Here is a 20543-nt window from a genome sequence, read left to right as displayed (position 1 = left end):
ATTATCGGGTTCCTTTCATTGCGTTCCAGATGTCGCCGCCGGGACGAATGTCACGCATCACATTCTGCTTATAACGTCGATCAACAAATTCCCCGACCTCGGCACCAAATTGCTCAAGGCCTGGCGAGGCCTGAGTTTGAGTGTTGCCGTTGCCATCGATGGTGATATAAACCTGTGGCGCCGAAGATACAGACTGACCGCCGCCACCTCCGACCGCACGAACGCCGAGAGAACCATCCGGCGCGCGGGTAAGCGGCATGATCGCCTCCGGCCCAGCCTCGCCCATGATTCCGGCCCCGCCTTTTGCGAAAGCGAACATGGTGGGGTTTCTGACGATCCCATTACTGAAAGCGCTCAGAGAGGGGGAGTCATAAACGCCGCCTTTGGCGTTAAACTGGAAGTTCGATCCGTAACTTGAAACCGCCGTACCGGTGCTGGCTGATGCTCCCGCACCGCCCCCGAAGAAGCTGCCTACACTGCCGATGAGAGAGCCAAAGATGCCAGAACCGGAAGAGGCCCCACCCATCGCGCTAACCACCGCCATCTGCAGAGCCACTTTTTCGATAATCTGCAGGACAGAAATACCCCACGATTTCCAGCTAACCTTATTGCCTTCTAGCATTGAGGTGACGTTACCAAACGCGCTGTCGAGTGTGGTTTTCACCCCATCAGAAACCGTGCCGGATACGTTACTGATTTCATCAAACCAGTTTGCATAGCCGCGTGATACTCCGGACATCCAGTCCGCTTCAGCTGCTGCAATAGCCTTGTATTTCTTATCCAGAGCATCGAGGGCTGCGGCGCGCTGCGCGATGGCCTCGGTGCCGCCGTCCGTTTTAGCAAAAACACGGTCGATCTGTTGCGTCTCGTCGAACCGGCTGCGCTGGCGATCGCTCATGCCTGCGGTTTCGGTTGTCAGCGTCGCCTCATCCCTGAACTTTCGGGCCGCTTCAGTTAAATCCTTCAGGGCATCAGCTTGTTCGCGCTGCTTGCGCACGTTCTCGTCGGCTTTTTGCGTCCATTTTGCCAGCTCTGCTGATGATGCCTGGATCGCCCTTCGCTGCTCGTCGGTCCATTTAGTGCCTGCCTGGTGCGATGCAGCGTAAAGCTCCGAGGCTTTTTCGCCTTCTGTGGCCCGAACGCGTTGCACATCGATAGCCACACTCAGATCGGCCATTTTCCGGGAATACTGTTCGGCGGTGCTGGCCGCTTCACGCTCGGCTTTACTCTGTGCTTTCGAGGCGGCGGTAGAGGTTTTTTTTGCCTCCGCAGCCGCTGCATCTTTTTTGGCTGCCTGATCCTTGTTGTAGATGTACTGGGTGTAAAGTGCTCCCGTCAGCTTCAGGTCTTCTGCTTCATACACGTGCTGCTGATGGAGTTTCTCTAAACCGCTTAGGCTGGCCAGCTCGTTATCTCGGCGTGAGCGCTCCAGTGCGGTTTGCTGTTGAGGCGTTGCGTTCGCCAGTGAAACGACGGGCCCGGCATATTGCGGCGGCTTGGCGCCAGCGGTCGCTGACATTGAGCGGTTAAGCAGGTCATACGCACCTTTCAGGATAGAGACGGCGCCAGCCTGTTCGATAGCCTTTTGCGTGGCCAGATCGCTGGCCTGGTTTACCAGTTTCTGCGTTTGCTCGACTTTTGAGGCTGCCTGTTCGCGCTGGTACTCCAGCTGGTTCAGCTTATCGGTCAGCTCGATATTTTTGGCCGTGATGTCGGCCTGGTCCATGAAAGTGTTGATCAGGGTCAGCGTCGGATGGCGGTTATAGTCCTGCTGGATTTGGTCAACCGCCTTAAGGCTGTCTTTCACCTTCGCGATCTGAGAGTCGAGGTCGGCCAGGTCCTGTTTTTGCGCCTGTAAAGAAGTACGGGCATCAGCCGCGGTCGAACGCAGGCCAAGCACCGACATCTGCTGGAGCTTGGTGTTGATCTCGTCGAGGTTGTTGGCAAAACCTACCGCCTCACGGTGCACCTGCTGGGTATGCTGATACAGGCCATACATCGCAGCGCCGGCACCGATAATCACTCCAGGCCAGCCACCGAGAATGCCAAGAACGCCACTACCCAGGCGGGACATCACCGAGGCTGTATTGGTGAGGTTATTAACGGCCGAAGCTCTGCCAGCAAGCGCCGTATTCAGTGATGCCTGAGCAGCAGCAAGATTACGCTCAGCGACAATCTGAGCCTCAATACTCGTCGCCGCTGCACGCGCCTGTTGAGCGCGGTAAACAGCCTGGCGACCAGCAGCAACGCTAACCTGAGCTCCACGGACCTGAGCCTGCGCCAGCGCGACCTCGGCGGCCGTATTAGCGAGGACTGCCCGGGTTGACTGAGCAACGCTGCCGACCATGTTGCCAAAATAACGAGCGAGGCCAACACCAACCAGAATACCGGCTGTATTTGCCACATCATCGATGTTATTCGCCAGACCATCCAGCACGCCGGAAAGCGTTGATGATGCGCCGACCGCATCGTTCGCCCCGCCAACCCATGCAAGGAAGGCGTTTTGCACTTTCTGTGCAGATCCGCTGATGGATGCAGGAAGGGTGTCGAATTCTTTACGTAGGATCTCGACGTTAGTCAGCAGCGGGACGATCTTGTTGGTAGTCAGCTCGCCGTTGTTGGCCATATTTCGCAGGCCACCAACAGTGGTGCCCAGCCCATCAGCCAGCAGTTTCGCCAGGCGGCCGCCGTTCTCCATGATGGAGTTAAATTCTTCGCCTCGCAAAACGCCTGAGCCAAGCGCCTGACTAAGCTGGGTAATAACCGAGCTAGCCTCTTCGGTACTGGCACCAGATAGCTTCAGTGAGGTTGCTACGGTTTCCGTAACTTTTGCGACGTCAGCAGAAGCATAACCGGCATCACGCAGGGATTGAGCGATACGGCTGTAAAGGTTGCTGTTTGCCTCGAGGGATGTTCCGGTGCGCTGGCTAATCTCCATCAGCACGCGCTGGGACTGCACGTAATCCTCGCTGGAAGAGGACGCAAGGCGAAGACGCCCATTCAACTGGTTCCACGTGTCGGCAAACTGAATCAGCTGATGCGTGGCAAATGCACCAGCCCACGCACCGGCAAGCCCGGCAGCAGAGGATCGCACGGTTGCAAGCTGAGAATTCAGGTCAGCCAAAGACCGCTGAGTTTCACGCGTGGCCGCTGCAGCTTTTTTCCCGCCCTGTTCCATAGTGCGGTAGTAATCGGTTCCCATGCGGGACGCTCTGGCGATCTCTGACTGGAAAGAAGAAGAGTTCGCCGAAATTTTGATGATTAGCTCGCGCAGCGTTGCCATATTTCACCCATAAAAAAGCCCGCAGCCGCGGGCATCAAAGACTGGACATCCATTCTTCAAGTTCAGAGACTTCTGCGCCTTCTTCCTGCTCACCCCATTTCAGCATCACGTCAGGAATGGTGAATTTCCCGCCCTGAGAGTTCAGCATTGCAACGGAGATCTGCGCCGCCTGAGCATCGGCGCGCCAGTCACCAATCGGACTGATGCGGTCGAACTCGATCCACATTTTGAGCTCGCTGGCGGTCATTGTCTGGCGCAGTTCGTGGAGAGTACGCCCCAACCGGAGCGCCAGCGACATCAGGAAGAAGGTCAGCGGCTGCTTTACGGCTTTCCCGCTTCTTCCTGGCTCATTCCGAGGTTGAGAGCCTGAGCAAGCAGGCGGGAGTGCACAGGACCATAAATTTTAGATACCTGCTCCTGATCCTCATCGCTGAATACTCGCTCGCCGTTTTCATCCAGCAGAACGTCAATAAACAGAACCACATCAGCCTCTTTGTTACGCAGAAACTTTTCCGCCTCCGTCAGCGTCGGTGCCTCTTCGCCCTCGGCGAGCTGTGGATTAACGATCTCCCGGAATTTCACCCAGGCATCGCCAGAGGGTTCACGCAGCGTTACCTTTGCGCCATCCCATTCAGGGACCGTGATACCTTCTTTGGTGCGGTAGGCTTTCGATGCTGTAAGCGCCACGTTGCGTAATGAATTCTGTGATGTTTTTTGCGGCATTTCATTTTTCTCTTGTTACATGATCGGAGGGATAAAAAAAGCGGCCGAAGCCGCTCAGGAACCAGACGCGTAGATGCGTTTAGGTTTGCCGCGTACACGCAGAGAATAGGTAGCGCCAACAACGGAAGAGGTTGCAGCAGACCATGAGCTCTGGCGCACCTCAACCAGCACGTAGAAACCGTTGCCAGACGGGAATACCACGCGCAGCGCGCGCAGTTCGTCATTTTCGTAAGCGGTCTGCAGTGCCTCCTGTGCTGCTTCATCGCCAACCCAGTTACGGGTAATGCTCATTTCAGCTGGCGCGGCGAGGCCGTTGGTTTGCTCCTGTTCAGTTGAGCACAGCGTGGTTACGTCGATATCCCCTTTCTGCCCGCCGGTGAAGGTGATCTCCTTTGTTGCACAGGCTGCTTCCAGCCAGGTAACGCCAGCCCCCGGGAAACCTGAGGCGTTAAAATCCTCGGCGGTTACGGGTGCGTCGGAGACGGCAAAGGTCATCCCCTTTGTGACTTCATACTTACTGGTCATGGTTTCTCCAGTTAAAAAAAAGACCGCCGGAGCGGTCTGTTATGGTGGGTAAAGTTAAACGGTTACCTGAAACTCGAGCGTTGCCCGGTGATAGCGCAGATCAGGCTCATAGCCCGGCGTTTTCACAATGTTTTCCGGCTTCAGCACCTGCAGAGCATCAAGCGCCATATTCCTGATCGTGCGCGCTTCAGTGATGGTGCTGGAGTAAACATCGACTTGCACCGAAACGGCGGATTCCGCCTGACCGCAGAGAACGTCAGCGGCCGCCTCGGTAATAATCGAGAAAATTACCCAGGGCGGCGAGACTGAAGGCTTCCCGTCACTGCCGAGCGGCGCAACGTAGGGATAAACCTGCCCTCCGGCCAGCGGCGCCAGCAGAGGATAGAGATCTTCTTCCGTCATTTGCTTAATGCCTCGTCAATGGCCTGGTTCATGCGCCTGATCGCAACCTCCGTCGCCTGCTCCTGGCGAACATCGAACGCGGGACGAATGAAAGGGTGCGGCGGCATGTTAACGGTACCCATTTCGACGAATCGCCAGTAAAAGGCGTTTCTCGGGTTATTCGCCTTCATCGTGTTATCGCTGTTCCCGGTGCGCGGGTTAACACCACGAATGTGGACGCCGGAAGAAATTTCCCCGCGGCGGCGGCTTTTTTGGGTCACCACCACCACGTTTTTTTTCAGTTTCCCGGTACGCACCGGCGCGCGGGCGATCACTTCTTCCTTAAGCACTTCGGCGCCAGCGCGCGTGGCATCGCGAAGAACCTTGTTATTTTCAGCGCGGCTGAGCGACTCAAGGTCTTTTGCGATGTCATTTAAACCGGAGAAGTCGAGGCTCGTTTCAATCATTTTTCGGCCCCCTGCTTACATAAAATTTCGAAAAGAACACCACGAGAATCAGGTATTGGTGGACCAACAATATTTAAAACAGCCCCCTTAAACGGGCCAGTTTCAACCCTTATCCTGGAGGCAGCAGTGATATCACGGCGAAATCGTGTCCACACCCTGATAGTAGCGATGGCGGTTTCAGCCCCTGCCGCTACCAGTTCACGTCCACTAATCCCTTTTACTTCGGCCCATGTCTCCGGGGCGTCATGCCACGATTCAACGGGCTGCCCGGAGCTATCCCTTTCCGAAGAAAGGTTCTGTACGGTGATTCTGTCTCTGAGTCTCCCGGCCTGCATAACACCTCCTACAACCCATAGATTCGGTACGGCTGCAGTAACGCTTCCACAGCAAATGGGATATCTGATGTTATGTTCCCGATATTTACTGCCTCTCGGTTTGCATACCAGTGACCGATAAGGAGTAACATCGCAGCCTTCACATCGTCTTTAAGGAGAATCGAATCAGGGTCTTCTGCGTATCCAGGGCTGCTTTCAGTGTCATAGAGCGTTCGCCTTGTCCATGTCTGTACATATTGCGCAGCCGCACCTGTGTATATCTTCAGCAGAGCATCATCGCCGGTAAAATCGGTATCAATGCGGCAGTGCTGTTTCACCACATCAAGATCGACCATTATTTTTTCGCCTTCTTGTCCGCTTTTACTTCCGGCTGTTCCTGCTGCTGTTCCTGCTGCTGTTCCTGCTGCTGTTCCTGCTCTGCAGGATTTTCTGATTCATCGAGCTTCGCATAGCCTTTTTTGATGAGCTCGCGACCGTGCTGTTCCAGAGTTTCCAGCGGAAGCCCCTCAGTAACGACAGTACCGCCGAAATAAATCGGTTTAAGTGCAATCAGTTTCATTTTCCCACCTGTAAAAGCGGCCCGAAGGCCGCATTATTTATCAGCTACCAGCGCCAGTGCTGAATGAACCGTACACGAATGCTTCAGGGCGTTTAACGGCCAGTGCCAGACGTTCTTCACAACGGATGGTGATCATGTTTTTCTCGAAGTCGTCGGCGTTCTCCGTGGAGATAACCACGTTCGCATCTTCGCGGTCGAAGATTTGCGCCCCAGCGTTGAAAGCACCGGTCAGGAATTTACCCTGGAAGGCCGCCGCTTCCGTGGCTACAACCGGCAAGCCCCAAAGCGTCGGTCCAGTCAGCGCTGCAGGGTTAGCCAGGATGTAACGGCCAAGGCTGTCTTTGGTCAGTTCGATCCGCGCCCAGTCAATGAAGTGAAGAACGTGGCCAGATGCTGGGAATCGCGCCAGTTGCGCCTGCAGCATTGCCAGGCGCAGATCGTCAATCCCGCTCTGCTGTTCCACAGTAAACGCCGGATTAAACGCTGACGCCTGAGGAACAATGCCATGCAGATGCACGCCGGTACCATCACCGAAGAGAATTTCCTGCTCTTCCGCGTACTTCAGTCCGTAGCGCATTTCTGCATCAACGGTTGACTGCAGCTGTGCGAAGTCATCCAGGATCTGCTTCGAGGCTTTGAACAGGTGAGCGATGGTGCTTACGCCAGTGATTTTCGGCGTAAACTCAATTTCGCTGTATGGTTTCTGTGTATTTTCAGGAACCACTTTCGCGTTGTTGGTAAAGCCAGTCTGTTGCACCCAGAAAATAGCAGGGGAGGAAGTGCGACCAGGCGCAATCAGATCGCGGATGAACAGGCGCTGCTTCGGTGCCGTATCGATGCCCGGAATTCGCTGGGGTTCGATAACGCCATCAGGCACATCAGCAGAAGTCAGTGCCGCCTTAACCGGGATACTGATACGTTTGCCACCTTCCACCCCGGAGGCAAAGGTTTTCAGCGCTTCAGCAGAGATCACCTGCTGACCGATTGACTCCACAACATGCTTCGCGTTTGCCAGCGGCATCTGGGCAACATGTTGCTCCAGTTCGCCCATAGCTGCCTTCAGCGTTTTTTCTGCCTCACGCAGTGCGTTGAACTCAGAAGCCATTTTATCGACGGCTGCCTTTGTTTCTTCTGACAGCTTGCCGGACTTCTGCGCCTCCTTCACTGCTTCTTCTGCTTTCGCGTTGAACTTGCCGGTAGCCTCTTCAATGCTGGCCGTGACTTTTTTCAGAATATCGTTTACTTCAGACATAAAGGGTCCTTATTTGACTAACGCCGCCAGGGCGCTTTCAAGTGAATTGATGGTTTCAGGTTTGATGTCTTCGGCAGCGCCCGGCGTACCGTCGTTGGTGGTGACAGCGCCAGGCATGCCACCGGATAAGGCTTTAATGAGTTTTCTGCGCTCAGAGCGCGGGGTGTTGGTCTTGGCCAGCAATGCATCAAGTTTGCGAAGCGCGGCTGCAGGCGATTCGTCGCCGGCGCTGACAGCATCAGCAGAAAGCAGGCTGTCTGCCAGTCCCTTCGCTACTGCATCACTGCCACCGATATAGCTTTCCGCGTCCATCAGCTTCTGCACAGCGGCCATATCAAGGCCGGAGCGCGCCGCGTAGATGTCAGCCATAGCGGTATCGAAGGGTTCCAGTGACTGTGCCAGTTCTGCAAAATCATGGCGGTTTCCCATCGCGTATACCCAGCAGTTGTGGATCATCAGGAAGGCACCGCGGCCAATCTGAATATCATCCCCGGCCATCGCAATTATCGAGGCGGCGCTGGCGGCAATGCCCAGCACCTTCACCGTTACACGGCCTTCGTATTCGCGGAGCAGGTTATAAATAGCCAGACCTTCGAACATGTCGCCGCCCGGTGAGTTGATATTCACCGTGACGTCGGCGCCGTTCATCGCCCGAAGCGCACCGGCAATACGTTTAGCTGTTACCCCTTCGCCCCAGTAGTCCTGCCCGATAACATCAAAAACAGAAATGCTGTTATCGTCGGTGTCCGCCGCTTTGATCCCGCCGTCCCAGCGGTCCAGTGCGGAAGGTAATGTTTCACAGGTAACGCGCGCGCAGGGGCGACCCGCCGGTGCTACCGGAAGTTGTTTTTTGCTCATCAGGAAAGTGCTCCTAAGCGGCCTGTTTCAGCGGAGATTGTTCAAAGGAAATATCGGGGAATACGTGGTTATGCAGCTCTCGCAGGGCCAGTGCCTGAACAGCAGGGTTGCTGCTTTCGAGATTTTTCAGTTGCGTCAGGTTGAGCTGAACGGTGTAAATATCGCCCCCTTCAATTGGCGGCATGTTCTCAAGACGACGAACGTCATTGCGGGACATCCAGCCATTTTGAAGCGCGCTGGTATAGTATGCCGCGCGACCGGCACTATCGGCTCGCAGTAGACCTTCAACAGAAAATTCTGCAAACACTTCGTCATCGCTGTCGAGTAAGCACCGGCCAATTTCCTGCTCAATATTCACCAACAGCGGTCGAAGGGTATGAGTCAGAAACTGCAGGTTCATACCTTCCAGGCTGGATGCCCAGCTGCTTTGTTTCGTAGTGTGACCAACCATGAAAGGCGGCACGCGAAACCAGCGGCAGATCTCCTCAATGCTAAATGCGCGGCTTTCGAGCATCTGAGCATCTTCCGGGTTCATGGTCACGCCCTGATATTTCAGGCCGCCTTCAAGAACCATAATTTTTCCGGCGTTTTTGGAGCCGGTGAATGATGCCATATAGCCACGAAGTCTTTCACGTTGATCGTCTGTCAGCGCATTATCAGCGGAGAGAAAACCTGAGCTCTGCAGACCCTGCTCGAATATTTTCGCCGCGGACTCTTCAACGGCCATTGCTGAACCGATCACATCCCGGCCAGTCTTCATCGGCATCATGCCGCAAACACCATCCAGACCGAACCCGCGAATGTGCATGATGTTTTTAACCGGAATGACGCGCTCGTTTCCGTTTTCAGTGTATGTGTATTCCAGCGTCCCGGTAGTGAGACGTTTAACCACCATGTTCTGCGGCAGTAAAGGCACCAGCGAAACCAGGCGGTTTGCGATGAATTTCTTCTCAATGAAGGCATTCCCGCGCAGACAAATACTGGCGACCACCATCAACATAAAGCGTGATGGTGTCATTTCTGAATTGGGTCGGCGGCACAGTATCGAATAGGCCGGATGATCGGTTGCCGCTTTACGCGAACCGTCAGGCTGTCGAACGTATATTTTCAGCGGAAGGGTTGAAATAGACTCGCTTAACAGCCTTACGCATGCCCACACAGCCGATAGCTGGATGGCTTTATCGGCCGTGACCACCTTTCCGCTGCTGCTGGTGCCAAACCATTCCTCCCAGAACGTGCCGGTAGTCAGGCTGATAGGCACACCAAGCCAGTTAAGCAGAGCGCTTTTCACCCTGCCTGGCTGTTTGTTTTTTTTCATCAGAAACCTACCATGATGGGATTATTGAAGAATCCGGAGAGATCCTGCTGGTCGTTGCCACCGTTAACCAGAACGCGGCTCATTGCTGTGAACAATGCCGCCGGGCCATCAATCTTGGCCTCTGGTGTGGACTTGTTAGGGAAAATGTTCTCGTTCCGGTCAGGTTTGACGGTTACGTTGGACATCATCCAGTTCATTACCGGGTGATCGCTGTGATGGAAGCGGCCGCCGTATACCAGTGCTTCGACCTCTTTCATCGCCTCAGAGAAATTGCGAACCGTCTGCGGCACTTCCACCAGCGGCAGCCCTTCTTCTGCCAGCGCAAGGCTGAACTGCGTCGCACTCCACGGGTCGAAGCCAATTTCTTTCAGACTCTCGCCAGCAACCCACACCTGCAGCTCTTCCTTAATCTGAGCATGGTCGATTACATCCCCGTCGGTAAGGATCAGCTTGTCTATCTCGGCCCACTTACGATAGAGCTCTGCCATCTGGCGTGAACACTTCTCAAGGCGTCCTTCCGGCAGCCAGAATTTAAAATCCGCATGAACGTGGCCACCTGGCGCGCGCCAGACTTTAGCGGCTGCACAGATATCAATTTTGTTTGAAAGGTCAACGCCCACCCAGGAGGGATAGGTTTTAAGTTCGTGCTGCGGGGCGATAAACTCGCATTTTTCCCATTTCATCATGTCCATCCAGGCAGACTCAGCGGTAACCCAGATATTCATGTGTTTGGTGAAAAAGTTAATCCTGGCCGAAACCTGCTCTTTCGCCTTTTTAGCCAGGCGGCGCAGGTCATCCCAGCGCTTACAGATACCCAGCCCCGGATTCGCCTTCTGCCAGACTTTTTCATCAAAGGGATCGTCACCTTCATCTAAGGTGTAGATGATGGCAAAAAACGTATCGTCTTTAACCAGGCCGCGCAGGACCTTGATTGCGTAATCGCGTAGTTCGTAACAGATACCTTCTTTGTTGAAGCCGGCGGTGGTGATACCGAAAAGCAGCGACTGCAGGCGCGCGCCTGTGGCCGTCTCCAGAACGTCCCAGACGTCACGGGTTTTATGAGCATGCAGCTCGTCGACGATGGCACAGTGGATGTTCAGGCCGTCGAGGTTGTTCGCATCTGATGATAAAGGCTCGAATTTGGAGGCCGTTTGCTCCTGGTAGATAGCGAGCTTGTTGAATTCGAAGATCCGCCCAAGAGTGGCTTTCGCCTTCTTGACCATATTTTTCGCGTCTTCAAAAACAATTCGCGCCTGGTCACGGGTGGTTGCAGCGGAATAAACCTCCGCCCCGCCCTCGCCGTCAGCGCCAGCCATATAGAGCCCCACGCCGGAGCAAAGTGTTGATTTGGCATTTTTACGGGCCACCTCAACATCTGCTGTACGGAAACGCCGAACCATCACCGGCCGACCGCTACCGTCGTTACGCAGGACGGTTTCCCCCGTCTCTTCGTTAACCAGCGGGATAACAAAACCAAAAATATTAATCAGGATGAAAACATGCCAGTCCATCAGCTCAATAGGCTGGCCTGCCAGAGCGCCTTTTACGTGAGGCACAAAATTATAGAAATTCAGAATGTGCTGCGCGCGCGGCTCACTGAAGAAAATACCGCGCTCTTCGCCGTGTGCCAGATCGTCAAGAAAACGCTGACAGGCAAGGCGCACATACTCACAGGCAATAATTTCCCCCGCCACCACCCTCTCGGCGTAGCGGATGCCTTCTGCAACCTTAGCCATTAATCCCTCGCTTTCATAAACTCGGCCAGCGGGTCAACCGCATCAGGACCTTTTGCATTCACTTTAGAGCGGCTTGCTGGTGTCATGCCGAACTCACCGAGCATGGCGCGCAGACGTTTCCAGGCATCAGCTTTCATAATGGCTGCCGGGTGAGCCTTGATCATGCGAATCTCTCGCTCTTTGCCTTCGTCTGGCTCTTCGTCGCTATAAACGGCGTAGGTGTAGCCTTCTCTCTCCAGCGTATCGCAGTGATGCCGGTACTCGGTGTAAACCTCAACCAGAAGCTCAAGTGCTCTCGCGTCCAGCTGCGACATGACGCCAAGCGCATCGAGCTCTTCAGCCATACGCCTGAACCAGTATTTCCCCTGCTTGTCGAAATGCTTCGGCGTTGGGGGTACCCCTGCAGCTGGCTTAGGTTCGTTTTCATTAATCGGGCGTTTTGATGGGTTACCCCTCACCAAACGTAGATGGGTCGGGGTTTTCGGTGGTCCAGACATAATCGAAAACTCCTATTAATCATCGAATGGGGGACCCCATAAAAAAGTTTTCTAACCTGCGGCGATGTGAAAAGAGGTTAGGCGGCGGTCCTTTGGCGCGTCGTTCCTGAACTTTCAACCCGCCCTCTCCCTCGGTCGATTCAAATGAGAATTGATATCATTTGAGTCTTTCGACCGCTGTCTTCGCCCTGTGGCAAGGCTTACAGAGGCTTTCGAGGTTGGACAGATCATCGGTCCCCCCATTTGCTTTGGCAGTAATGTGGTCCACCGTCTCAGCGGGTGTATACCTTCCATTTCGCAGGCATTCCTGACAAAGGTGTTTATCTCTGACGAGAACGATTGGGCGCAGCCTGTCCCACTTGCTGCCATAACCTCTCTGATGCCTGCTCTGCCCTCGCTGATGCTGCTGCCAGCCTTCGTTAAGGTGCTTGGGACAATAGCCTGAGCGGTCTGTGGTTGTGCCAGGGCAGCCACGCTTGCGGCATGCTCTCGGTATTAACGCAGGCATCAGGCTAACCTCCACGCCCTGCGGCGTTCTGTTCGAGGCGCTGAGTCAGGGTGACGCTCAACCGGTTCGCCGTCAGCATGATCCACCAGCGAGTAACACGGATAAACCACTGCGCCGCCATAGGCATCACCTACGGCATAATCAGCTGGCTTGCTGCTGTCCCATCGAGAAAGGACTCGTTCAATATTCTGATGGGGTACGCTATAACAAACGCCGTGTATAAGCCGCTGCAGCGTGATGTAATCAGCCTGAGTCTTATCAGCAAAAATCAGCCGCTCAGCTATCTGCATTTGATACTGAGGTGGTCGCCCCGTTCCCAGGTAGAAACTCACCAGCGATTCCGGGAAGCGGTTAAGCCATTCGCTAACCTGCTCAATAAAATTTGGAACAGGTAATGCGTCATCTTCGATTATCACTACCCGGCAATCCTGCCATGATGCCCATTCAAGCGCGCGGCGATGATTCCAGTTTGCGCCATGGTCTCCGCTATCAATCAGCAGTACATCCCCGAGAAGTCCAGCAAGACGCGATGCCTGCTTATATCGGGAATGGTGTCCTATAACCGCAAACTTCACTTGTGTTTCCACCATGCAGCCTCCTTACCAATACCATCAGTCTTGAAAACGGTATGAACCAGAGGGCCGGTGACCAGCCTGTCGGCGAATGATTGCGCGACAATACCGAACGCCAGCATGTCACCCACCGCGGCGCCAGCCTGTTCTTTCTTCCAGAATCGATAACTCTCGATCCGGTAGTAAAGACGGATGATGCCGTGAGCTAAAGCCATTACATCAGCGCGGGTGCCACCCAGCAGACCAGCGTTAAGCATCACATCGCCGCGGTGCGCTTCAATGAATTCCTGATAGATACGCTCAGGATGATTCTGCTTCGCCCAGGAGTCGGCGTAGGTCTTCGGTTCAGAACCGACATACACCTTCCCGGCTTCCATTTCTTCCCACGGCGCGTGAAGCATTTCGACATCGGTACCATCAGTACACCAGACGAACCGGTATTCAGGGTGATCGCGCAGGTGCTGCCAGATATGCAGCCAGCGTCGGAAGTAGACGTTCATCTTCACGTCAGGAACGCGGTAAAGCTCAACGTCTGCCGGTGCCGTCTGTAATTCATCCACCAGCGCAATACGGCCACAATTCCGAAGCGACCCCGCCCACCTGGTCAGCATGTCAGGCGAGGCCGTCATTTTCGTACCGCGCTGAGGGTCAGGCTGGCTGGTCAGTAACGTAGTGATAACGACGTCGCGCTGACGCCGATATTCAACGTAACCGGTAAAGCCGGTATCACGTCGTTCGTTGTGGATCTTCACATTACGTTCCACCAGCGCTTGGCGGTCGGGCCTCGGTACCGAACGCTCCACAGCTTCATGCTCATCGAGGGAATGAATGAGCTTGTCTGAACCGAGGACATCAGCATAAGCCCACGTAGTAAGTCCTGCGTTATGGATGCGCAAGGCGAGGTCGCTGTGCTCGTACATGCCGCGACCGTATACCGGATCGAATCCGCCCACCTTCTCGATGGCGCTGCGGTGGTAATAAAGCATTACGCCGCGCTGCCCGGTATACGCCACATGCTGATCGTCACGGTAAAGCACCGAAAGGTCATTAAGCTTATTGCGGCCAGCCAGATCGAGAAACTGATAAGCCAGGTGCGGCTCTGGTGATTCGATGTAGGGAAGATGCCAGTTATCTGCGATTGGCCATGCATCATCGTCCCACAGGAAGAGATGCTCACACCCGGCGTCCACCAGCGCGGTTAAGCTGGCGTTCTTCGAAGCGACAATACCGCATGATTGCTCATGGCGTATAAGCTTCACGTTATCGGGTACAACTGCAGCAGGTTTTGAGCCATCGTCTATGACAACCACCAGCGCTCCAGCTGGCAGGTGCTTCATGTGCTGTTCGAGCGCTCGTTTCAAAACATCGGCGCGCTGATGTGTCGTTATTGCAATCCCGATCCGAGATGAAATTGCGATGGCAGGTACATACGGGACACCATCAATAGTGACCTGCATTTGATTTTCCTTTTAGACGTGAGCCTGTCGCACGGCAAAGCCGCCGAAAGTTAACGGTTTACCCAGGCTCACAGCTGAAAGACTTTCTTTGATGTGCGCGTGCGATGCGCATTAAAAAGCCCCGCTATTGCGAGGCTCAATGTGTATTTTTTGTGGGCTAGCAGTCGGCATCTGGACGCGCTACAGCACGACAGGCCCACATGCAGGCTTCCTGCATTTTGGTGCGCGCAATGGCGAGACAGCGGGCAGCTTCGTGTGCTTCAGCTGAGTGGTTGCCGGTAGCAGATAACTCATCGTTAATATGCTCACGTTCTGTATCAAGTAAATTACAGAAGTGTCGGCTGACACCCTTCAGGCGATTCATGCGCTCAATATCACCAGGCGTTAGGGTTCGATAGCCTTTAACGGTGGTGCCATCCTGCGGTTTAGCTTCGCTCATCGGTTTCTCTCTTTTTGGCGGGTATGGAAACTTACCCGCGATTAAATGTGAACACAGCAGCATGCGTCACTCCTACTTCTGGCAATTCGCCTGCCACGCTTTGTTATGCGCCAGGATGTCTTTCTTCGTTTGGCGGTCAAGAACATCCCAGTCATGAGCGGTGCCGTAAATGGGTCTAACCCAATCGCAGGCAGTGTCCACTACCTCAACCCTTACGGGTCCAGTTTGTGCGCAGCTCACGATCAACATCATCGCCAGGCATATGGTTAACGGTCTGCTGTACATTGCTGGCCTCTTTCGTTGTCTCTACCCGGCGATCTGCTGCTGCGACCGTTGCCGCTGCGTTATCTTCGGTTCTCTGCTGGTCGGCTTTCGCTTCCGCTTTGCTGGTTCCGCGTGAATGACCAAGGCCAAACGCGGCGGCAATAGCAGCAAACACCGCGACAACGAGTCCGGTAATCATCTCAAGCGTCATATAACCACCCGCTCCTTCACCCAGCCATAAACAAACGTTTCGTTCGCGCTGCGCTGTTCTGCCAGCTCAAGATAACGCTGACCCTGGCTACAATTCAGGGCCCGAAGCATAACCAGCTCACCCTCTTTTCCGCGCCGGGAAAGATAGCTTTTTAACGCGCTGATAGTTCGCGGACCGATAAAACCATCAGCAATCAGATCGGGATAGAGCGTCCCCTGAATGTTGAACACGTTCAGCCAGCGCTGGAACCATTTGGTCTGAACCGATGGGCCCATGTTTACGCCTGTGTCGCAGAGTTCGGCGGCGATGGCTGGTGATACCTCAGAAACAAGGTCGAAGCGTGGCCCTGTCCAGTAGTCAGCAGTCAGGATATCCAGCGCCTGCTGGCGGGTAAGGTTGCGCATATCACCGTTATAACCGTGTGCGCGAGCTACCGCTTGCGTGATCCCCCAGTTTGTTGGGCCGCCTTTGTCGTCGGGGTGATTAACGTACCCGCCCTCTTTGCCGAGGATGGCATTAAATATTTCGTCTTTGGTCATTAGTGCCTCAGATGATCAACCAGGCGCGCAACGTTGCCTCTGACGGCTACCAGCACGGAAAGGAAAATGATGTTGGCCCCAATAGTGGCCCATGACGAATGAGGATAAATCCCGCACAGGTAGGCCAACGGCACAGCGCTGTACGTGACAGTAATCAGCCAGGCTAAACGGGAAACCCACGGACGGTGCCGGGAATCGCCACGACGATAAAACATCAGGGTAATCACCACCCCGGCGCAGAGCAGAGCGTTTAATGTTGCAGTTGGGTCATTTAGTACCACCTGAACCTCCCCGGCGCGTTATCAGCGCCACCAGCGAGCCGACATCCTGGTTGTTCAGGAACGTCAGGATTTTGACGGCTAATGCAGAAATGATTACGGCACCGATGGCGTCCAGAGGTTTATCACTATATCCAGTCCAGGCAGATAACTTTGAGCCTACCAGCCCGGAGCATAAGATCCCGGCGATATACGACACTATGAAATATGCCAGTCGGCGGGTTGCACTCAGATCAGCTGCTGTGGCGATGTAGAATACGGCACCTGCAAATGCGCCAAATACCACACCATAATCGGTGCCTGTAAGCAGGCCATAGATACTGGCACCCGTCAGAGCGCCACCGGCTAAGCCAGTGCCGGAAATAGGATCGGACATCGGTCCCCCTCAATGCTGTGAATCCTCTCAATATGAGGGGAAAGAAGGCCGCTAGGCGGCGTTATTGTCACTCTGTCAAAGGCCATCGTAATGACCTTTTGCACAGTGTTATTTACTGGATTTAATCAGGGGCCAGAGCAGCGCAATCACTCCGGCCACCAGCACACCATCAGCAAGGATGGACATCATTTTGCTGGTGAAGTCGATGGCAACCACCAGGAACAACAAAACCCCGGCGGCCGCCCAACGCAGTTTTCCGATCACAGGTACTGATCCAGTGGAAGCTGCAGCGCCTGAGCGATTTTCTTCAGCTGTTTCTCTTCTTCTTCACCGATCCCGTCGTTGTCAGCAACATCGAGACACAGACACAGAACGTCAACAGCATCAGTTGTACCGGCAACGTCAGCCAGCTCGCGCAGCGCCTGAGCATTAGCGGAGCGCGGCGAGGCTTCGTAGCGCGCGCGAATATTGCTGCTCATCTGCGCAATTTCTCCGGCGAACGGTGCGAAGGCAGGCAGTGCCGAAATGGTTTTTTCCAGCGTGGCGATTTCTTTCGCATCGCAGGTACCATCGGCATACGCAATGGAGTAAGCGCCCCATACTGTCGCCTCAACCGCATCGCGGTTTTCCATTTTCTTAACTTCAGTAACGGCTTTACGTGCTTTCTTTTTGAAGATACCGAACATAGTGACTTTCCTTTTAGCGGGTGAGCCAGCGCTCAGGAATGATCAGCCCACAGAGAAAGTCACACCGACCGTTCCCTATGGCTCACCCCTGAAAGGCTCTGTGGTTGGATTGCGCCGAGCGTGGCGCGAAGAATTGCAGGCATAAAAAAACCCGCGCTGAGGCGGGTTTGATGTCGTGTAGGCGTAATATCCCACGATGGAAAGCATACAGGACAGTTTTATGCAAAGTCAACACTAAAGTGCAAAAAAGTGTCGCTATTTGCTCCGATCATATTAATAAGTTGTCGCCTTCTCAAATTCCACTGCTGCGTGACGCTCCCCCTGGCGCAGAGTGTCCACCAGCATTTCATAGAAGGGTTTCCAGTTGCGTGACCACGAGGACTGATGGAGGTCAGGGAGACGCTTCAGAATGGCGCGGTGTACCGTAGCCGAGGAGATAGCAGAGAAGCCATTACCAGAGCAACGTTCACACGTTTTGAAAACCGGTGCGCCGCGGTCTTTGGTCGCTTTGCGGTCCAACACTTCGCCTTTACCGCCACACCTGCACCGGGCAAGGATCACTTTCTTTCCTCCGCATGTTCCGCAAACCCTATTCACCAGCTCATTTTTGATCTTCGGGGCCACCACTTCGGCACCGTCGGCGTCGAAAATACCAGGATGTTTAACCACATCCTCATTCCCGGAGATAAACCCGGTACCGCTGCAACTGTGACATGTCACGCTGGTAGCCGCCGAACGGGAGTAATCAGCAAAGGCAAATTGTGCCAACATCTGCATGCACCATCCGAACTGCCCACCAGCTGCTTTGCGAACATTCTTCGGGGCGACATCCATCGCATATCGCGCCAGCGCCTGAACTGCGAGTTGTTCATCCGTTTTGCTGATTCCCGCTTTACCGAAGAACGCCGCCAGGCCGAAGCGCGCACGGCTGCTGGTGGTGCCAATCGCCGCCATTACGTCTGTTCCTGTAAGGCGGTCCGGAGAAGTTCCCTTCACGTCGTCGCTGATGTGCATACCCTGAGGGCTGAAATGTTTGAGCGATGCTTCCAGTTTCATTGGATTGTATCCCCCTTTTCCGCAGTTCCGAACCATCCAGGATGTGTCCACGGGACGCTGGTAACTTTCTCGCCATTTCCCCATAGCGTTAACGCTCGCATCGCCACATAGTGCATCAGGATTTTTTCATGCTCACGCCACTCGTCATCGGGGTTTTCTTCTAAAAACTCTTCAATGCCCTCAGCGATGCTACCAAAGCACTCTGGCAGATCGCTGTTACTTATAGCGGTCTGGCTCGCTGCCTCCTGAAGTTCCATAAAGCGTTGCTTGGTGAACAGGTACGACATTTCGTGAATGAGACGGTCCATTTTCAATACCTCGTGACGTTGTTTGCTTCCCACTCAAGATCCAGCTCACTCTGTGGTTTGCCGACCAAGTAGTTAAATGGTTTCTTATCGCCTTCCAGGAACTGGTGCGAACGGGCATCAAATGTCGCCCCGATATCACCGATCCACCCTTCCCCTTCGCGCTGCTTGAGCAGCCGAATCATTGATGCTGGCATCTGGATAGCATTTTGCTCATCCTTATCGAGGCTCTCATAGCCCATCCTTTCAGCCTTACGCTGTGCCAACTCCCGAGGGATGTTACGCCAAACAGCCATAACGTTATCAGGCATATCGGTTAATGCGCCGGTACCTTTGACGTCCATTTTCCCTGTCGGTGCGGATTCGTTTGTTTTACGGGCATGTGTAACCAGCAAAACGTGACAATTGTGTTCATTTTTGAAATCGCACAGTGTGTCGATAAATTCTTTCTGCCCGCCGTAATCCTCTTCATCGAGGCCGCATTTCGCCAGGTTGTCGATGACAAAGAGATCAATTCCATAGCGGCGGCGCGCATAGGCGAAAATCTCCAGCAAACGCCCGGCCTTAGCCGTACCAGTAAGCTTGAACACCCACAGACGATCGGAAAACCACTCATTCGTCATGATTATTTCTTCTCGCTTTGGCGACGCGGTACAAATGGTTTGCCGTGTCAGGCGGGCCAGCATTTTCCCCGGTTTCAATTCCAGAGACGCAATACATGTCCGAACATTCTGATTCATGGCAGCAACAGCGATATGTCCCACCAGCTCGGTTTTACCGTGGCCGTTCACTCCGTTAACAAGCGTCAGCTCGCCGGCGCGGAATTTAAAATTACTGTTCAGCGAATCCCACGGGCTGGAAAATAACCCAACATCTCGATGCTCGAATGCATCCAGTGTTTCCTGAAGGAGATCACCCGCAGAGCAGAGTTCATCAGGGTCGAAGAATTTAGCGGTTCCCAAGTATTGCCATATTTCATCCTCGCTCATCCCCGCGGTCAGGCATTCGTTGATATCTTTGTGCGGCAGCTCTACCAGGCGGCACCGATGCTCCCCCAGACGGCGAGCAATTTCTTTTGCGGCTTCGCGCCCAACATCATCGTTATCGAGGCTTAACCAAATTTCTTCGAATCGGTCGAGGTTGTGATACTCGTATTCGATCCATTGCTGTTTGGCCCCTTTTCCACCACCGAACGGTACCGATAGAGCACTGATACCGAATTGCGAGTAGGTCATACAGTCAATCTCTCCTTCGCAAAGCACAACAGCGCGAGCTTTCGCGTCCATAGCCTGCCAGCCAAACAGACATGGCTCGCAATCAGCCTCAGCCATGATCAACTTTTTGCCATTTGGTCGTTCAGTGCCGATTCGCTTTACCTGCAACAGCTCACCGTTACGAAGATACGGAAACGCCACTGCTGGCACTTCCCGGTTTTCATCGTGGTACCAGACGACTGCATCCGAAACACGGAATTGATCAGCTGTCTCCCGGTTGATGCCGCGGGAAGCCAAGTAGTCGTAGCAATGACTCGCCTTTTTAACGCCCTTCTTCGTCGGACGAGAGAACGTTTTTTTCTTCGCTTCGAAGTGGAGGTCGTCGTCTTTCAGGCCAAGAAACTCTTTCGCTTCTCGCATGGCGTCATGCAACTGACAGTTACGCACCAGAACCCAGAGATCCAGCAGGTCACCGCTGTCACCGCTGGCAAAGTCAGCCCATGACTTTTTACCGCCGATATTGACCTTGAGGCTTTTACCTGAGTCACCGTTCGTATTGCCAGCGCACCACTCTTTCCCCTCCAGATGTCCTTTCGGAAGGAGAAATTTAGCGACGCGCTCGGCGTTATCCCATAGTTTTTCTGAAAGTTCAGCAGGGGTCATCAGACACTCCGTAAATCAAATTTGATAAAGCACCACGTCAC

The 20543-nt window shown here is 54.1% G+C and carries 27 protein-coding genes; all 27 read right to left on the bottom strand.

Annotated features, from left to right (window positions below; translation table 11 throughout):
* Position 1 precedes the first annotated feature (1 nt).
* Positions 2–3283, bottom strand: coding sequence for a phage tail tape measure protein (locus tag USG84_RS02090; RefSeq protein WP_320738135.1), 3282 nt, complete (start codon positions 3281–3283; stop codon positions 2–4).
* A 34-nt stretch (positions 3284–3317) separates the two neighbouring features.
* Positions 3318–3581, bottom strand: a complete 264-nt coding sequence (locus USG84_RS02085; protein WP_000050396.1) for a DUF4035 domain-containing protein — start codon at positions 3579–3581, stop codon at positions 3318–3320.
* A 23-nt stretch (positions 3582–3604) separates the two neighbouring features.
* Positions 3605–4006 (bottom strand): phage tail assembly chaperone, encoded by a 402-nt coding sequence (locus USG84_RS02080; protein ID WP_001135721.1) that lies wholly within the window; start codon positions 4004–4006, stop codon positions 3605–3607.
* 54 nt (positions 4007–4060) lie between these two features.
* Positions 4061–4531: a phage tail tube protein gene (locus USG84_RS02075; protein WP_000202242.1), complete on the bottom strand. Its 471-nt coding sequence runs from the start codon at positions 4529–4531 to the stop codon at positions 4061–4063.
* 54 nt (positions 4532–4585) lie between these two features.
* Positions 4586–4933, bottom strand: a complete 348-nt coding sequence (locus tag USG84_RS02070) for a hypothetical protein (protein ID WP_320738134.1) — start codon at positions 4931–4933, stop codon at positions 4586–4588.
* Positions 4930–5379 (bottom strand): HK97-gp10 family putative phage morphogenesis protein, encoded by a 450-nt coding sequence (locus USG84_RS02065; RefSeq protein ID WP_028019707.1) that lies wholly within the window; start codon positions 5377–5379, stop codon positions 4930–4932. Before USG84_RS02065 ends, USG84_RS02070 begins: the two co-directional genes overlap by 4 nt.
* A complete protein-coding gene (locus USG84_RS02060; RefSeq protein ID WP_207168136.1) occupies positions 5376–5714 on the bottom strand; it encodes a phage head closure protein in 339 nt (112 codons plus the stop codon). Before USG84_RS02060 ends, USG84_RS02065 begins: the two co-directional genes overlap by 4 nt.
* 8 nt (positions 5715–5722) lie before the next feature.
* The gene (locus USG84_RS02055) at positions 5723–6049 is read right to left on the bottom strand and encodes a head-tail connector protein (RefSeq protein ID WP_207168135.1); all 327 of its coding nucleotides are present in this window, start codon (positions 6047–6049) and stop codon (positions 5723–5725) included.
* Entirely contained in the window at positions 6049–6273 is a 225-nt protein-coding gene (locus USG84_RS02050) for a hypothetical protein (protein WP_320738133.1), read from the bottom strand. The genes USG84_RS02055 and USG84_RS02050 overlap by 1 nt, the downstream gene beginning before the upstream one ends.
* Positions 6274–6313: 40 nt before the next feature.
* Positions 6314–7525 carry a phage major capsid protein gene (locus USG84_RS02045; protein ID WP_126349041.1) on the bottom strand — a complete coding sequence of 404 codons (1212 nt, stop codon included), beginning with the start codon at positions 7523–7525 and terminating at the stop codon, positions 6314–6316.
* 9 nt (positions 7526–7534) lie between these two features.
* Positions 7535–8383 (bottom strand): head maturation protease, ClpP-related, encoded by an 849-nt coding sequence (locus tag USG84_RS02040; RefSeq protein WP_320738132.1) that lies wholly within the window; start codon positions 8381–8383, stop codon positions 7535–7537.
* A gap of 13 nt (positions 8384–8396) precedes the next feature.
* Entirely contained in the window at positions 8397–9701 is a 1305-nt protein-coding gene (locus tag USG84_RS02035) for a phage portal protein (RefSeq protein WP_284593247.1), read from the bottom strand.
* Entirely contained in the window at positions 9701–11437 is a 1737-nt protein-coding gene (locus USG84_RS02030; protein WP_317104374.1) for a terminase large subunit, read from the bottom strand. Before USG84_RS02030 ends, USG84_RS02035 begins: the two co-directional genes overlap by 1 nt.
* The gene (locus tag USG84_RS02025; RefSeq protein WP_045326830.1) at positions 11437–11934 is read right to left on the bottom strand and encodes a phage terminase small subunit P27 family; all 498 of its coding nucleotides are present in this window, start codon (positions 11932–11934) and stop codon (positions 11437–11439) included. Before USG84_RS02025 ends, USG84_RS02030 begins: the two co-directional genes overlap by 1 nt.
* 157 nt (positions 11935–12091) lie before the next feature.
* Positions 12092–12442 (bottom strand): HNH endonuclease, encoded by a 351-nt coding sequence (locus tag USG84_RS02020; RefSeq protein WP_414146771.1) that lies wholly within the window; start codon positions 12440–12442, stop codon positions 12092–12094.
* Positions 12442–13032 (bottom strand): hypothetical protein, encoded by a 591-nt coding sequence (locus USG84_RS02015; protein WP_414146770.1) that lies wholly within the window; start codon positions 13030–13032, stop codon positions 12442–12444. The genes USG84_RS02020 and USG84_RS02015 overlap by 1 nt, the downstream gene beginning before the upstream one ends.
* Complete coding sequence (locus USG84_RS02010; protein WP_320738131.1) at positions 13014–14471, bottom strand: glycosyltransferase family 2 protein; 1458 nt, start codon at positions 14469–14471, stop codon at positions 13014–13016. Before USG84_RS02010 ends, USG84_RS02015 begins: the two co-directional genes overlap by 19 nt.
* Positions 14472–14628: 157 nt before the next feature.
* Positions 14629–14910 (bottom strand): hypothetical protein, encoded by a 282-nt coding sequence (locus USG84_RS02005; protein ID WP_320738130.1) that lies wholly within the window; start codon positions 14908–14910, stop codon positions 14629–14631.
* 205 nt (positions 14911–15115) lie between these two features.
* Positions 15116–15385: a hypothetical protein gene (locus tag USG84_RS02000; protein WP_320738129.1), complete on the bottom strand. Its 270-nt coding sequence runs from the start codon at positions 15383–15385 to the stop codon at positions 15116–15118.
* Positions 15382–15924, bottom strand: coding sequence for a glycoside hydrolase family 108 protein (locus USG84_RS01995; RefSeq protein ID WP_033146312.1), 543 nt, complete (start codon positions 15922–15924; stop codon positions 15382–15384). The genes USG84_RS02000 and USG84_RS01995 overlap by 4 nt, the downstream gene beginning before the upstream one ends.
* On the bottom strand, positions 15924–16205 hold the full coding sequence (locus tag USG84_RS01990) for a phage holin family protein (RefSeq protein WP_065187067.1): 282 nt from the start codon (positions 16203–16205) through the stop codon (positions 15924–15926). The genes USG84_RS01995 and USG84_RS01990 overlap by 1 nt, the downstream gene beginning before the upstream one ends.
* Complete coding sequence (locus USG84_RS01985; protein ID WP_001283165.1) at positions 16192–16578, bottom strand: phage holin family protein; 387 nt, start codon at positions 16576–16578, stop codon at positions 16192–16194. Before USG84_RS01985 ends, USG84_RS01990 begins: the two co-directional genes overlap by 14 nt.
* A 108-nt stretch (positions 16579–16686) precedes the next feature.
* Positions 16687–16842: a DUF3927 family protein gene (locus USG84_RS01980; protein WP_000579590.1), complete on the bottom strand. Its 156-nt coding sequence runs from the start codon at positions 16840–16842 to the stop codon at positions 16687–16689.
* A complete protein-coding gene (locus tag USG84_RS01975; RefSeq protein WP_045334164.1) occupies positions 16839–17264 on the bottom strand; it encodes a tellurite resistance TerB family protein in 426 nt (141 codons plus the stop codon). The genes USG84_RS01980 and USG84_RS01975 overlap by 4 nt, the downstream gene beginning before the upstream one ends.
* A 273-nt stretch (positions 17265–17537) precedes the next feature.
* On the bottom strand, positions 17538–18320 hold the full coding sequence (locus tag USG84_RS01970) for an antitermination protein (RefSeq protein WP_023332570.1): 783 nt from the start codon (positions 18318–18320) through the stop codon (positions 17538–17540).
* Entirely contained in the window at positions 18317–18628 is a 312-nt protein-coding gene (locus tag USG84_RS01965; RefSeq protein WP_320738128.1) for a hypothetical protein, read from the bottom strand. Before USG84_RS01965 ends, USG84_RS01970 begins: the two co-directional genes overlap by 4 nt.
* Positions 18629–18630: 2 nt before the next feature.
* The gene (locus USG84_RS01960) at positions 18631–20502 is read right to left on the bottom strand and encodes a toprim domain-containing protein (protein WP_320738127.1); all 1872 of its coding nucleotides are present in this window, start codon (positions 20500–20502) and stop codon (positions 18631–18633) included.
* Between the last annotated feature and the right edge of the window lie 41 nt (positions 20503–20543).

Source organism: Enterobacter sp. 168J2, assembly GCF_034107265.1.
GTDB lineage: Bacteria > Pseudomonadota > Gammaproteobacteria > Enterobacterales > Enterobacteriaceae > Enterobacter > Enterobacter nematophilus.
The sequence above is the reverse complement of the archived record's forward strand: the minus strand, read 5'-3'. Positions and strand labels throughout refer to the sequence as shown.